We start from the raw sequence: 14,942 nt of genomic DNA, 5'->3' as shown, positions 1-14,942 counted from the left end.
AGTGGCGGGAGACATCGACCGCATTCTCAGAACCCTCCGGACATCGAAGCCCGTTCGCGCGGCGGCGAGGTGACGGGCCCGGTTCACCCCCGCGGGGTGACCGGACGGCGCTAGCCTGGCCGGGTGAATGCGCGTACCGCCCTTGCGAAATGGCTGGGGACCCTGGATCCTCAGCGGCTGACCGCGTTGCTGGAGGAGCGGGATCTGCCGCTCGCCGCCGGGTACCGACGGATCACCACCCTCCGCGAGCTCGCCGAACACCTGCTCACCGACGAGTCGGTGGGCCAGGGCCTGATGGCGGGCACCGCCGGAGAACTGGAATTGCTCGCTTCCATCGGCGCCCTTGCCCTGGAGCGGCACGGCCCCGTAGCCGGTGGCGAGGTCGAGGACGGGCCCCGGTATCCCTGGCAACAGCGGAAGCCCGTTCCCCCGGTGGAACCCGCGGACCGATGGGTGCCCGAGCGGGACGTACTGTCCTGGTTCGAGCCGGGGGAGAAGCGGCAGCGGGCGGAACACACACTCACCCGACTGCGGGAGCGCGCGCTGCTGCTTCCCGCGCCCAAGGGGCAACTGGCGATCCCACCACTGCTGCACGTCCGCGCCGCCGGGTTCGACGGTTATGGGCGCAGGGCCGACCGGCTGCTGACCACCGCCTACAACGCCCCAGAGGTCAAGCGGATCGCCGCAAACCTCTTCGGCGAGGGCGCGGGCCGTACCCGCGACGAGGCGCAGGAGCTGATCACCGCTCTGCTCGCCGATCCCGCCCGGGTGCGGGCACTGGTGGCGGACGCTCCGGTCCGGGCGCTGGAGCTGCTGGACCACCTGGTACCCGGCCCGCCGCTGCTGCGGACCTGCTGCTTCGTCGGCCGGTATGGGTCGCAGTACGCGGGCCCGGACGCCAAGTACGTCTTCCGGGAGGGCGGCAGCGGCGATGACGGCACCGATTGGCTGGCCGGGCGCGGACTACTGATCCCCTCCGGCCTCGACCTGGTGGAACTTCCGTACGAGGTCGCCCGTGCGCTCCGCGATGAGGGCGCGGCGCCCAGCCCCCGGCTGGAACCGGAGCCGTTCACTGCCACCGCGCCGCTGCCGTCCGGCTGGGAGGGCGAGGGTGGCACGGCCGCCGCGGCGGCCGCCTGGCGGGCTGAACTGGTCCTGCGGGCGCTGGCCGCCCAGCCGGTCGTGATCCGCAAGGCGGGCGGGATCGCCGTACGGGACACCCGGCGGCTGGCCAAGGCGGCCGGGGCCGATGAGGCCGGCACCCGGCTGTGGCTGGACCTCGCGGTGAGCGCCGGACTGGCCGCGCCCCGGGACGACGAACCGGCCCCCGCTTCCCGCGGCCGCCGGAACCTCAAGGCCCCCAAGCCCTCCGCCCGGCTGTTGCCGAGCGACCGCTACGACGCCTGGGCCGCCGCTCCGCCCGCGGGCAAACTGCTGCCGCTGCTGGCAGCCTGGGCCGTGGTCCCCGCAGTTCTCAGCCACTGGCCGGACCCCGACGAGACCCCGGTCGCGCTCATCAGCCCGCAGGACCAGGACGCCGTGACCCTCCGCACCGGGGTCCTACGGGCGCTGGCCGTCCTCCCCGACGGACACGGGCTGACCGGGAACGCGCGGGGATACACCGAACTGCTCTCCCTGGCCGCATGGTTCCAGCCTGCCCTGCGCGGCCACCTGGCCGCAGACGGCGCCGGGGAGCTGACCGGCCTGGACGGAGTGCTCGACCGCCTGGCGGCCACCCTGACAGAGGCGGCCCTGCTCGGCGTGGTCGCCCACGGCGCGCTCACCCCCGCCGGGAGGGCCCTGTGCCGACTGCTGGAGGCGGGAGCTGCCCACCACTACCCGGCAGTGCCCGGCGCGGGCGCGGACCCGGCCGCCCGCGGCTCGGAGGGCCTGGGCGAAGACCTCGCCCTCCGCCCCGCCCTGGCGAAGGCGGTGACCACCCTCCGCGAGGAGCTGTACGCAGCGCTGCCCGAGCCCAGCGACAAGGCCCGGTTCCAGAGCGACCTGACCGCCACGGTCACCGGCGCGCCCGCGCCCGCCCTCGCCGACCTGCTCTCCGCCGTCGGCGACATCGAGTCCGAGGGCCACGCGGTGGTCTGGCGCATCACCGCGGTTTCCGTCCGCCGGGCCCTGGACGCCGGCTGGAGCGCGGACGAACTCCTCGACCGCCTCACGGCGGCAAGCGAGCGCGGCACCCCGCTCCCGCAACCACTGGCCTACACGATCAAGGACACCGCCCGCACTCACGGACAGCTCAAGGTCGTCCGCTCCGCCTGCTGCATCCGCTCGGACGACACCGCACTGATCGCTGAGGTGGCGCAGTCCCGAGGCCTGGCCAAACTCCGCCTGCGCCGGATCGCCCCCACCGTCCTGATCTCCACCGCCCCGCCGGAGGAAACGCTGTCGGCCCTCCGCGCGGCTGGCTACGCCCCCACCCAGGAAGCCGAAACGGGCACCACGCTCCTGGACCGCGCCCCCACCGACCGCGCACCGAGCCTCTTGCCCACCCTGGACCAGGCTCACGCGGGCCATGCTGAACAGACCGGAAGCGTCCCCGCGAGCGCCCGCCTACTGGCCGCCACTCTCACCTCGGGCGGCTAGGAGGGTGGGGCAGGTGCCGTCCACGCTGACCCTGACTGTTCAGTGGGTTCGCCGCCGCTGTTCGAGCTGCGGCATCCAGTACTCAGGAGGCTGAGGGTGTGTCGCGTACCCGGCCCATTCCTCGTCGGGTTGTGGAGACCTGGGTGCCCAGGTGCGCGGTGCGGGCAGAGCGAGCGCTGCCCGCACGTGCTCACCCATCGCAGGAGTGGGGTCCACTTCCAAGGCGTTCAGAAGGAGCGGCATGCCCGATGAATGGAACTGCGGTGACGAAGTTCGGTACGTCACCTGGCAGAAGCCGTCAGCTTCGAATACGACACTCCGACAGTTGTCCGGCCCCTCCCGATCCGACAGCCAGACCAGCCTGTCTCCAGCGACCAGGCGCTCTCGACCCATGAGTATGCGGTTGTGGGCGGTTCCCTCGCGGTCGAGGAACGGTACCGGATCCGTTTCTCCGCCCGGGTCGTTGTCACTGAGCCCTGCCACGTGGCCGGGATCGTGCGTTGCGTGGATCTCCAGTAGGTCGTCGTCCGAATGTGCCTGCCAGAGGTCGAGTACGTCGGCGGAATCGCTGAAGAAGTCAGGCCGGGCTGTGAGTGCGAAGACCTGGCCGGCCTGGAGGGGTAGGGCAACACGATCGCCGGCCCGCAGCCGGTGGACGGCGGGCAGCGACCCCCACGTGCGAATGCCGGTCACGACTTGCTGGCAATGATGGATCGCTCTCTTGGCAACATCCAGGGAGACGCGGAAGAACTCCCGGTTGGCGGAGACCCTGTGACCCGCCAGGAGGCGGTGCACTGCGCGCTCGACCTCGGGGGCCCGGGCGGTCGTGACCCTGAACAGCACCTCGAACGGGTAGGGAACCGACGTGTCCGAGAGGGCTCTCGCCCGGTCTTCTGCAAGCTGCTCGGTATAGCCGATCTTGAGCATGTCAGGAAAGGCGGGGTTACGTTGAACGTAGACGAAGCCAATCTCCCGCGGAGCCGTCCCGAGCGTCCTCGCTGCTGCCTCATCTCCTCGACTCGGGGTCCCCTTCCTCTTGTGCCGGGTAAACCCGTCCATGGACACAGGCGGGTCGGTGTTCAGCGACCGAAGCGCTCCTGCCTTGCCCTGATACGAGGCCACTGCGATGCGGTGCGGCGCCGAGTAGTTCCCGACAAGCCCGCGGCCCGTGCGTTGCAGGGCTTCCGTGAGTGCTGGGATGCCTTCGTGGATGTCGTACCCCTGGCTGCGGCTGGTCGGCACCATCTGTGCCAAGGCCTCGGTGGCGATCTCGGTGATGAATTGTGCGAGCTCTGGGCCTATCGGCGCGTACAGCGTCCCCACGTGGTCTTCGTCGTGATCCCATTCGTCGCCCGATTCGACGTAGAGATCGACCGGAACGCCATCGCGCCGACTGAGCAACAGTAGTTCGCACGCGTGGACCGGGTTGGCAAGGTCGAACACGAATTGTGCGAGCAAGCCGGGCGTTTCCGTTCTGGGCTTCCGGCAGACCAGCGTGAGCAGAGTTGGCTCTGCAGGATCCATTTCGATGCTTAGGGGGAGCACCCCCTCGTCTCTCGACGCTATGGTCGCCTCCACCTCGTCGGAGTGCCGGGCGGTGAGACTCCACCATGGGACCGGTCCCCAGGTGCCGTGAACCGCCTGGAGGTCGGGGTGATGAGTGTGGGCCTCACGGTCGAGCGACCAGTTCAGGAAGGTGAGTACACAGCCGTCACGGAAGGACTGCTCCGCACTGCGAGGCCGTAGAAGATCTTGCTCGGTGGGACCCAGAGACTCGATGGCCGCAGAGACATGAGCGAGCTGCTCCTCCACCAACACAACGGCGCGGAGAGCGATCGGCCGGAGTTCGTGGTCTGAATCCAGGCGTTCGATCACCGTGCGCAGGTAGGCGAGGGACCCATCGCACTGTGCCTTGTCCGAGCCGAGTAGCCTCAAGTGGTCAGCCTTGTAAGCGGGGAACCCATTCAGCCAACGGTCATGGAACGTGGCACCTGTCTTGATCAGACTGAGTGCCACAAAATTCGCGGCCTGATGGTCGGAGTTGGAGTGCACCCGAAGTTTTGAGTGGATGTCCAAGTAGGCCGGCAGAGGAGCGAGCGAGTGAGGTGCGGCGAGGTCGGCGGTCTCAAGATCCTCCAGTGCCCAGTACCTCTTCAGCTCTCTCCTGACCTGGCTTTCGGAGGCCATCCCGGCCCGTTGGCCTGCCCAGGCGCAGAGCAGCAGGCGGTAGGTGTTCTCCGGACTCTCAACGCGTAGACCTAGACCGAGCAGGAGCACCCAGCCGGCCACCCCGTCCTGCTCCATACGCCGGTGGACATTCTTCACCAACTCGGAGAGCTCGTCCGGTGAAGGCTCAGGGCTGGTGAACATGGGTGAGCCGATGAGCGGTGTGAGCGACTCCAATGCCGGCCGCCCACGGCCTTGGAGGACGGCGATACGCATGATCAGCAATGCGCGTAACAGGTTCGGGTCACCCAGCTCGTCGGAGATCCGCCCGACGCCTAGCGCTCCACTGCGTTGGAACAGGCCGCCCAGGCCCTCGCAGATGTCCCTGATCCATTGACCGCGCGATTCCGACAAGGGTGTTTCCGAACGAGTCACGGTCGCTTGCTCCTTCTGCAAATGCGGCGGGTGGTCCAGCAGCCCGAGCCGTCGCGATGAACGGCGCAACCGTAGCGAAGACGACTGACAATCAGCCCCACACTGGCTTTGTGCTCGGAACCGTTGCGGTTCCGGATGTCACAGGCTCACAGTGGTGCACGCCTACCGGATCTCACGCGGCGGCCGAACCGGACGGTGGGCCGTCTCCGGACAGGAGTTCAACGGCGTTTCCGGCGTCCTGATCAGCGCGTTCGGGCAGGAATCGGCTGGCCTTGCCGTTCCAGGTGACGACGAGTTCGTCCCGGGCCCGGGTGGCCGCGACGAAGAGCAGGGAGCGCGCCCTCTGCTGTTCCTGGCGGTAGCGGTCGGGACTGGCCATCCGGTACGCCTCGATCCGCTGGTGCGGCACCTGGCCCTCGCTGACGCCCGCGAGGAAGACCCGCTGGAATTCGAGCCCCTTGAAACGGTGCATCGTGCCGATGCGGACCGTATCGGTGTCCCTGGGGCCGTCCTTGCCGATCTCGGCGGCGGGGATGAGGAACGGCTCACACGCCAGGGTGTAAGCGAGCTGGGTCACCGACGCTTTGTCCGGCACGCTCACGGCCATCGCCGCGTACGGCGTGCCGTACCGGTCGTGGCGCTCCTTGATCAAGGCGGCGACGGCGCGCATCTCCGTCTGCCAGTCGGGCGCCCGCCAGTACTGGGGTGCCAATCCGGTCAGCACGGACCGGTAGCCGTCGAGTGTGTCCGCCCCGTCGTCCAGGTCGTCGAAGGCCTCGCCGTGGACCAGGCCGTGCGCACTGCCCAGGATCTCCCGAGTGGTGCGGTAGTTGAGCGTCAGGCGGCGCGAGGCCCGGCCCGGTGTGCTGATGCCGAGCCTGCCGAGCACCACCTGGTGGGAGTAGATGCGCTGGTGTGCATCCCCCACGAGGAAGATGTCGTCCGGCCCGGGCGCGACCATCGCGCGGAGCATCCGCCAATGCGAGGCGGACAGGTCCTGCGCCTCGTCGATGACGACGTGCTGGTAGCGGGGCCTCAGCCACATTCCGCTGCCCGCCTCACGGTGGATCAGATCGAGTCCACCGTGTTCCGCCTTGTAGCGTGCCTGCTCGGTGGCCCTGGCCATCCGATGTGCCTCGATCCGGGCGGCCTCGTCCGAGATCAGTGCGTACGTCGTCTTCCGGGGATGCCGGGACAGGCTCGCGCGATACGCCTCGACCAGGGACCACACCTGTCGGCGCGCGGGTCGCTGGAGGATGCCCCGGCCCTTGCGCTCGGTCCGCAGGTACATCTCCATGTTGCCGAGCCCCTGCGCAAGGATGACGTGCTTGAACTCCGAGTCGAGGAACTCCGCGTCGTAGTCGAAAACCCCCTCCTCCGCACAGATGGTGTGCCAGAGGTTCATGGCCTCCTCGTCCTCGACAGGCGTCCCGAGCACCGCATGTGGGTGCTCCTGGACCACCTCCCGGGCCAGTTGGTCCACGGACTTGACGTCCACCCGGCGGACGAGCTCGTCGCCGCCGAGCCGGTGGAGCCGTTCCTTGAGGTCGGCGGCGAGGTTCGTGTTGTAGGTCGTCAGCAGCACGGGACGGGTATGCCCCGGTGGCAGCTGCGCTACGAGGTGGCGAACCCGGTGCAGGGCCACGACGGTCTTGCCTGTGCCCGGACCGCCGGTGACCTTTGCCGAACCTTTGAAGGTGGTGGTGGCCAGGCGCTGTTGCTCGGGGTGGAGGAACAACCGCCACGCGTCGAAGCTGTCGCCGAGCGCATCGAGTACCGCGGCGTCCTCGGTGCTGGCCTGGGAAACGGGCCGACGGGCCGCCGTGGCCCAGTCATGGGGGTCGACCGCCTCGTCGGCCTGCCACTGGCTCGTGATGAACCGGCGGACTTCGTGCGGCTCCCTCCCGTCATGCAGGGCCAGCAGGACGTCCCGGGTGAGCCCTGGCAGATTGTGACCGAGCAGTGCGTTCAGCTGCCGGGTGTCCGTGATTCGGCGCAGGGCGGGCAGCAGGGAAGCGATCACCCCGAGTCCGATCAGTTCCTCGTCCTCGTAACGGGCGAAGAGGGGGACGGGGAGGGAACGCGGCGGATCTTCATGGGCAAGTACGGGGAGGTCTCCGGCGGATTCGGCCGGCTCCGTCACCCGCGGGGCCGATGCCTCGCTCTCCCGTGCGGGCAGGGCCACGACATTCGCGCTGACCTCGCTCTGGTCGACGAGTTCCACGCCACCTGAGACAGAGTTGATCTCGACAGTCAGCCGGGCGAGCTCGTCCCGGGCCGAGGGGCCGACCCGGACGGCCAGCAGATTGAAGCGGTTCTCCTCGGTCTCCAGCAGCAACCCCATCCTGTTGCCGTCGAGCGCGGCGAGGAACAGCCTGCCGTTGTCACCGGCGGCGCGCAGAGGCGTGAGCCGCAGGGCGCGGTTGGACCGGTCGGCGCGCAGCCGGCGGACGAACTCGCCGACCGCGTCCTTGGTCCCCGAATCGAGGCGTCGGATGTCCTCGTTGGCCTGCGGTGCGACAGCGACGCGCGTCCTTACGGCACTCATCCCCGGTCCCCTCCCTCTCCCGCCGCGGACTGCTGCCTCTCGCGCAGCAGTGCCACGAGCTCTTCCTCATCCCAGCCGTCAGGGGCGCGAACGTGCCAACCCGCTTCCAGGCACTGGGACATGTAGCCGCTGTCGGCAGCGTCCTCGGCCAGGACGACGGCGATCTTGTGGTCGGGCCAGGCCAGTTCGAGCGGGCGGGGGATGCCCATGACGTCCCAGCCCGCAGTGGCGGGCACGATGTCTCCGTGCGCCGCGAGCCCCTCGGCCAGCGCGATGACCGCCGGATCACCCGCGAAGGCCAGTTCTTCGAACACAAGCTTCCACGCAGCCTGCTCCATGGCCGTCCGGGACTCCCCGGAGACGGCAGCCGGAGTGGCGAGGTGCCCGGGGGCGTCCTCGGCCTGCTCCCGTACCTGGTCCTGCGCCGGCACGGAGGCCAGGAAGCCGGTACCGGGCAGGTCTTCGCGCAGCGCAGGCAGCAGACCGCCGGACCGGACGGCCGTGGCGGCGAGCAGCCCCGCGTCGAAGGCGTCCAGTCCGCTCCGGGCCAACTGGAGGCCGTCGGCGCGGCCGGCGCCCGTCGGGTCGAGGAACTGGAGGACGTTCCCCCAGCACAGCCAGGCCTTCCACCGCCTCCGGTGCGAGGGCCCGTCACCTTGGACGGCCTCAGGCCGGTCGTCCAGAACGGTCAGGGCACTCCACCGCTGGCCCCTGCCAGTCGTGTCCACGACGAGGACCAGCGGAAGCCCGGAGGCGTCGCTCACCCTGAAGAGGTGCAGGCCCGCGCCGCTCACCGAGGGCCGGTCCTCGCCCCGCAGGGCAGCCTCGATCCACGACACGGCCGCAGAGGGGTCTGCCTTGGCGGCGTCTTCCTTGCTCGCGAGTTTCAGCAACCCGCCCACACACTGCTGGGCCAGTGCCTGCCATCGGCCGAGCGCCGGATCGGCCAGGAAGCCGAGAAGTGAAGGGATGGCGCCCGCGAACATCCGGTCGATCTCCGCCGGGTCCTGTCCCTTCCCCTCCCAGGTGATCCGAGCCGCGCCGCCGGGGCTCTTGTCCCCGTCCACCGCGTACGGAGGCCAGGCCGCCTGTGCCGAAGGGCCGGCCAGGGCGGGAGCGAGTGCCTTCCCCGCCTCGTCCGCCTCCGCCGCGCCCCGCGCGTCGGAGGCCCTCAGCTCCCGCTCCCAGGCCATGACGTCGTCCCAGGTGATCTGCCAGACGAGGGTTCCGTCGGCGCGTAGCCGGGCCCGCTTGGCCGCGTCCCCGGCGATCCGGTTCGTGGCGGCCGAGGCATGCCAGCGATAGCCGTCCAGGTAGATCGCGACGGACAACGGCGGCGCTCCGTCACTCGTCGTTTCGCCCGCGACGGGGCGCAGCAGCAGATCGGGCACGGTGCCGTGCTCGTGCAAGGGCTTCTGCGCGACCGACTCCCACCTGATCGGGGAGCCGTCGCGCCGGCGCAGGCTGAACTGCTTGCCCTGGCGTCCCGTCGGCGTCTGCTCGTGCACGACGTCGGCCCGGTTGGCCGGGAGCGCGAGCCAGCGGTCGAAGCACTCGATGAAGCGCCGCTCCAGATCGCTCTGGGCCTGAGCCGCGAAACGTTCCCGGTCCGCTTCGGCCCGCCGCTCCTCGTCCTTGCGTACTTCCTTGACCGCCCACCGGCTGGACCCGTCCTCGCCGAGGGTGTCGTCGAGCATCCAGAGGGCTTCTTGCCGGTCGAGCAGCGGGTACTCGCGCTCCGGGGCGTAGCCCAGCAGGCACAAGTGACAGGCGCGACGCCGGCCGTCCTTGCAGGGGCAGTCGCGCAGATACGCCTGGGCAGCCGCCAGTACTGCCCTGAACTCCTCGCCGTTCTCGCCCTCGACGAGCCGCTGCAAGTATCCGGTCCCGCCCGGCAGGGCGTCGTACAGCACCAGGTAGTGCCGGGTCAGCCCGGTCTCCCGGTCCGGCTCGCTGCTCGGGGTGGAGCGGATGTGGGCGGGGTCGCCGCCGTACCGCAGGGCGAGGCCCAGGTGCAGGGCCGCGGAGAACGACGCGAGCCGCTCGGGGACGTGGAGCGTCGCGGCCTGTAGAAGGATGCGCAGTGCCTCCGTCTTGTGTTCGGTGGCGGTGATGACCCGACGGTCCTCGGACTGCACTGGCCGGTCCCGGCGGCGGGTGGTGCACCACGGCCGGTGGTGCGCCAGCTCGGGCCTGTTGGCCAGCGACTCCGTCAGCTCCTCCTGCACGGGGCCGTGCCCCGGCTCGCGGTCGGTGGCCCCGCCGCACAGGGGGCAGACGACGAAGGGAGTGAGGGCGACCTGCTCACCGGCGAAGAAGGTGTCGGGCCGGCGGTTGTGCTTGGCCGGGCCGAGGTTGAACCGGCGGATGACCGCTTCGCGCACGTGGTCGACGCCGAAGGTCGTCCCGGAATGCCGCCAGCTGTCCTTGATCGCGGACGGTGCGATGTCGACGGCCGTGGTCGTCGTGTAGTGCCGCTGGGTGCGGGAGTCGTGGTCGTCGATGATCCGCGAGTCGTCCCGCTTGTCCCGGGACGTGACCTTGTGGGGGACGATCACCGTGTGGAGCGCGGACCGCCCGCCGATACCCGGGCCGACGCAGCGGGGGCAGGGAGAGGTGTCGGTCTCGGCACCGCGCGTGCGGACGTACCCGCACTCCTGGCAGACCCGCCAGGTGAGCAGCGCCGAGCGAGAATCCTCCTCGCTGCCCGTCTCGCCCTCCTTGGGCCGCGGCCCCAGGTCGAAGCCGTCGATCTCGTGGCGGTAGCCGCGTACGTAGTACGAGTTGCCGGGGGCCAGCTCGGTGAGCGCCGATTCCGAAGGGCGTTGGTACAGCCGGGTCTCGGTACGCCACTGTGACTTCGGCGCGTCACCGGAGCCGCCGGCGGCACCCGCCGCCGTACGGGTGCGCCGGGCGGGTTCCTTGCGGGTCAGCGCGGCTTCCAGCCGCACTCCGTCCTCCACCAGGCTGTAGTTCGGCAGCAGACCCCACTCGACCAGGAACCCCTGGGCGCCGGCCTGGGCGAACTCCTGCAACCGCTTGGCGACGGCGGCGGCGTCGCGCGCGAGGTTTCGCCTCTCCCGCGCTTCGTCCTCCACGTTCTCGTGGAGGGCGTCGACCGCCTCGTTGATCATGGCCCGCCGGTCCACGAGCTCGGCCCGCTCGGCCTCCCAGGCATTCTCGGCCTTCGCCAACTCCTCGGCCAGGCCACCGGCGGCGTACCGGCGGAGCGCCTTCCGGGTGTCGCGGGTGACGCCTGAGTCGGCAACCCCCTCGATCTCGGGGAACAGCTTCAGGAACTCATCGACCAGGTCCATCCGGCCGGTCACGGCCTGCCCGAACAGCCGCAGCCAGCCCACCCGGCCGAACAGGGCCGTCACCCGGTCCGGCAGCGGCAGCACACCCTCCAGCCGGCCGCGGGCGGCCAGGTCGATCAGGTGCGCGGTGTACTGGCGGCGCAGCAGCTCGCCCGCCGACAGGAAGCAGCCCGGCGGCAGGATCCGACCCGCGATCAACTGTCGCGGCTCGGCCAGGTGGTAGAGGGCGCGCGGACTGGTGTCGGCTAGCGACACCATGAGGGCGTTGCCCGTCGAACGCCCGGCGCGGCCGACCCGCTGGACGTATCCGGCGGTGCTCGGCGGCAGCGAGGCAAGGATGACCGCCTCCAACTGGCCGATGTCGATGCCCAGTTCCAGTGTGGGCGTGCAGGACAGCACGTTGGGGTCGGTGTGCTGGAGCCCCTGGCGGAAGCCCTTCTCGACCTCCTCGCGCTCCTTGCGGCTGAGCACACCGGTGTGCTCAGCCGAGACCACGCTGTACGGGCCCGCTTCCCGGTAGAGGCGGCGATAGTAGTCGAGGCGGAAGTCACGAACGGCTCGCCCGCCGGCCTGCGCAGACGGTACGGCGAGCTCGCCGGCGCACCCCTTGAGCGGACACGGCAGCCCCCGCCACACCGGCACCCGCTCGGGCGGCACGGTCTGGGTCCAGCCGCACTCCGGGCACACCAGCGCGGCGTGAGCGGTCTGCTCGTCGCTGAGTGGCCGCACCCGGATGTGCCCGGGGGTGAGCCCGTACACGCCGTGGCCCCGGTTGTTCGCCCCCGCCTTGTTCTCGCCGGTACGCCGGTACGCGAGCGCGCCGATCTCCTTGCCCGCCAGCAGCGGCAGCAGCTCGGCCAGGTACCCGGCGGCCAGGTCGCGGTCCATGCCCAGGCAGCGCTCGGCGAAGTCGGTGTACCAGCTCTCCTTGGTGTCGACCCGGTCGAAGTCGCTGCGACCGCTGCGCGCCCCGACGAGCACGAACGCGGGCGCGTCCGAATTCCGCCCGAAGGCCTGCATGCCCTCCGGGCGGCCGGTCCAGATCGAGTAGCGGCTGCGGCCCTCGTTCTCTATGAAGGCGTCCAGCCAATGGTGCTGGACACCGCCGCTGACGCGCACGTGCTCCAGCAGCCCGCGGACGAACCCCTCGAAGCGCCGCCGCCGTTCGGGACCGGTGGGCGGCAGCGTGGGCTTCGGTGCCGGGGCGACGCCTTCGTCTGCTTCGGCCTGCGGCTCGTCCTCGGCGTCCACCGGCAGCTGCCGGCCCAGGTGCACCTCGTACAGACTCTCCGCGGTCTGCGCCGCGAGGTCGGGGTCCGCGAGCCGCACCTCGGCGGCCACCGTACGCGTGAGCTCCAGGGTCCGGCCCAGCCTGGAATTCAGCCCGAACTCCAGGAGCGTGTTGAAGGCGAGCCGCTCGCCGACCAGGTCCCACGTCCCGGCGGGCAGCCGCTTCTTCCCTGCCAGCAGCCGCTTCACCCGGTCCACGTCGTGCAGGTCGGGCGGTACGACGGAGGAGAGGAGCTTCTCCTGGTCCACGGAGGCGCGCCGCACCAGCGCGGCGATCAGCTCGTTGAGCGGAACCCCGTCCGCGGCGAACTCGGGAACCTGGGCCGTCCGCTCCTCCAACTGCTCGTGCACGAGAGAGCGCAGCGAGAACTTCCAGGCACGGCTCGACACGAAGCCGGCCCGGTGGGCGGCGTCCTGCACCGAGTCGTTGAAGATCAGCGTCCGGCGCCGGTCCCTGCCCTCCTCGTCCTTCTTGGGCAGCTCCCCGCCGGTGAACAGCTGGGTGACCGCGACCGAGGCGAGCGGGGCCACACCGGCACCCAGGAAGCGGATGCCCTGCGCTTGCCCGCAGGCAGGACAGCGGTCCTGACGCGCGTACTCGTCCTGGTCGGGGGTGTCGTACCAGACCTTGACGAAGACACCGTTCTCCGGTGCCTCGGCGATCGAGCCGTCGGCGCGGAACACCTCGTCGGGGTCGATGCGCCGCAGTGCCTCGCCGCTGTCCTCCAGCACGAGCACGCTCGCCTCGCGGGTCGCGGACCGGCGTCCGCGCCGGGTGCTGCGAGCCAGTGCCTGGCGCGCCTGCTCGGCCGCCTCGGCGGGGGTGGCCGCGATGAGGGCCCGGACCCGGGCCTTGCCGCTGCCCACGCTCTGCCGGTAGATGTGGTCCGGCGCGCTCTCCAGGGACATGGGGTTGCGCTCGGGGCAGATGGCGCTCCAGCCGGAGCGTCCGCAGTGCCGGCAGTACGCGGACGGCAGCCGCCCCGAGCGTGCCACCGAGCGGCGCCGTTCCTCCTGTGCGGCGGACGCGACGGCATGGGCGGCGGCCTGATCGGTGTCCGACCAGGAGAAGACCGGCCGGGGCGCGACGAACCGCAGCACCCGGGACAGGGACCGGACCCACAGGTGCGTCTCGACGAGCAGTAGAGGCCGCTCCCGGTCCGCGGGGGCACCCGGATCACGGGACACCGAGATCAGGGCGACGAACCGGGCCAGCGCCTTGGCGGCGGTCTCGGGATCCTGGGTTGCGGCCACGCGCCACGCGGAGCTCGCGGGGAAGGCGCCGAGTATTTCCACGGCGGTCAGCGGCTGGTCCACGTCACGGGCCAGCAGCTCGTGCGTCAGCGGATGCGCCAGCAGCCGACGCCCGAGCTCGCGGGGGTCGGAGGTGTCGCAGCCGAGGACGGCCTTGGCGATCGCGTCCAGACCGTCCGGGCTCGCGGCGGGATCGGGCAGGGCCGCCAGCTCGGCGGGGGAGGGCAGCGGCAGGGTCAGGTCCGCAGGACGGAGGAAGGCGTTCAGATCCCGCCGGTCCTCCCCGATGACCGCATCGTCGGGGAACCGCACGCCGAACACCTGGGAGGCCACGTCGAGCATCGCCCGCGGCCCGGCCCCGCCCACCACCTGCTTGTCCTTGACCGCCGCCTCACCGAGGGTCGCCGAGGTCGCCACCGGGCAGATCGACCCGAGCGGCCGTCCCTCCTCGGCCGCCCCGAGGACCGCACCGAGCCGGCGCAGCAGCATGGCCACGTCGGTGCCCTGGGCGCCGTCGTAGGTGTGGAACTCATCGATCACGATGTACGCCACGTCGGCGTCCGCCCACAGCGGGGCATCCTGCTGCCGCTGGAGGAGGAGGTCGAGCATCTTGTAGTTGGTGATCAGGATGTCCGGCGGATTGCGACGGATCTCGGCCCGCTCGACCATGACCCGGCCGTAAGGGGAGCCGTTCTTCGTCGAACTGGCCTCACCGATGTAAAGCCCGGCGGTGACGTCGGCGAGCCGCTCGTCCTTCTCCAGGAGATCACCGAGTCGGCCGGCCTGGTCGCCCGCCAGGGCGTTCATCGGATACAGCAGGACGGCCTTGACCCCCGGCTTCCCGGCCGCCTTCGCCCGCCGGCAGTGGTCGATCACGGGGAGGAGGAAGGACTCCGTCTTGCCGGAACCGGTACCCGTGGTGATCAAGGTCGGCTGCGGAACGTGCCCGCCCTTGGTCGTGAGCCGGGCGAAGGCCTCGGCCTGATGCGCGTACGGCCGGAAATCACCGCCCTGCCACCAGTCGAGGTGCTGCTGCCAGTCGCCCTCGGCGGTCCGGAACGGCCGCCGGATCCGCAGGTAGGGCCCGCGGAAGAGGCCGTCGGCGGGATCGGTCAGGAAGTCGGTGAGCGCACGCTGGGTCTCGGGCTCGGCGAGGGCGAAGGTCGTGGTCAGATACTCGACCGTCGTATCGCGCAGCGCCTGCGCGGCGAGTGTGGGTCGCATGGCCTCGCCGGCCCTCCTGTTCGGTACGACCGCGACACCGACCCCGACGGCTTCGGACTCGTGTAAGTGATCACGTCGATGATGTCGTCCACCTTACGCGCGAGGTC

Annotated in this window: 4 protein-coding genes; 1 reads left to right on the top strand and 3 read right to left on the bottom strand. The window is 70.6% G+C overall.

Annotation, left to right across the window (positions count from 1 at the left end; translation table 11 throughout):
* Positions 1-123: 123 nt before the first annotated feature.
* Complete coding sequence (locus tag OOK34_RS05040; RefSeq protein ID WP_267032652.1) at positions 124-2,601, top strand: helicase-associated domain-containing protein; 2,478 nt, start codon at positions 124-126, stop codon at positions 2,599-2,601.
* Positions 2,602-2,640: 39 nt separating this feature from the next.
* Here OOK34_RS05040 and OOK34_RS05035 read toward each other — a convergent pair whose 3' ends face one another.
* From OOK34_RS05035 to OOK34_RS05025, 3 genes are all read right to left on the bottom strand, one after another.
* Positions 2,641-5,043: a GIY-YIG nuclease family protein gene (locus OOK34_RS05035; RefSeq protein ID WP_267032651.1), complete on the bottom strand. Its 2,403-nt coding sequence runs from the start codon at positions 5,041-5,043 to the stop codon at positions 2,641-2,643.
* Positions 5,044-5,374: 331 nt separating this feature from the next.
* A complete protein-coding gene (locus OOK34_RS05030) occupies positions 5,375-7,750 on the bottom strand; it encodes a UvrD-helicase domain-containing protein (protein ID WP_267032650.1) in 2,376 nt (791 codons plus the stop codon).
* Positions 7,747-14,835, bottom strand: coding sequence for a DEAD/DEAH box helicase (locus OOK34_RS05025; RefSeq protein WP_267032649.1), 7,089 nt, complete (start codon positions 14,833-14,835; stop codon positions 7,747-7,749). Before OOK34_RS05025 ends, OOK34_RS05030 begins: the two co-directional genes overlap by 4 nt.
* Between the last annotated feature and the right edge of the window lie 107 nt (positions 14,836-14,942).

This window comes from Streptomyces sp. NBC_00091, assembly GCF_026343185.1.
In the GTDB taxonomy this organism is placed as follows: Bacteria; Actinomycetota; Actinomycetes; order Streptomycetales; family Streptomycetaceae; genus Streptomyces.
This window is presented reverse-complemented; position numbering and strand designations above follow the sequence as displayed.

Coding starts and splice junctions, on each gene's coding strand:
- OOK34_RS05035 (WP_267032651.1), bottom strand. CDS start 5,043: ATGCGTATCGCCGTCCTCCAAGGCCGTGGGCGGCCGGCATTGGAGTCG.
- OOK34_RS05030 (WP_267032650.1), bottom strand. CDS start 7,750: ATGAGTGCCGTAAGGACGCGCGTCGCTGTCGCACCGCAGGCCAACGAG.
- OOK34_RS05025 (WP_267032649.1), bottom strand. CDS start 14,835: ATGCGACCCACACTCGCCGCGCAGGCGCTGCGCGATACGACGGTCGAG.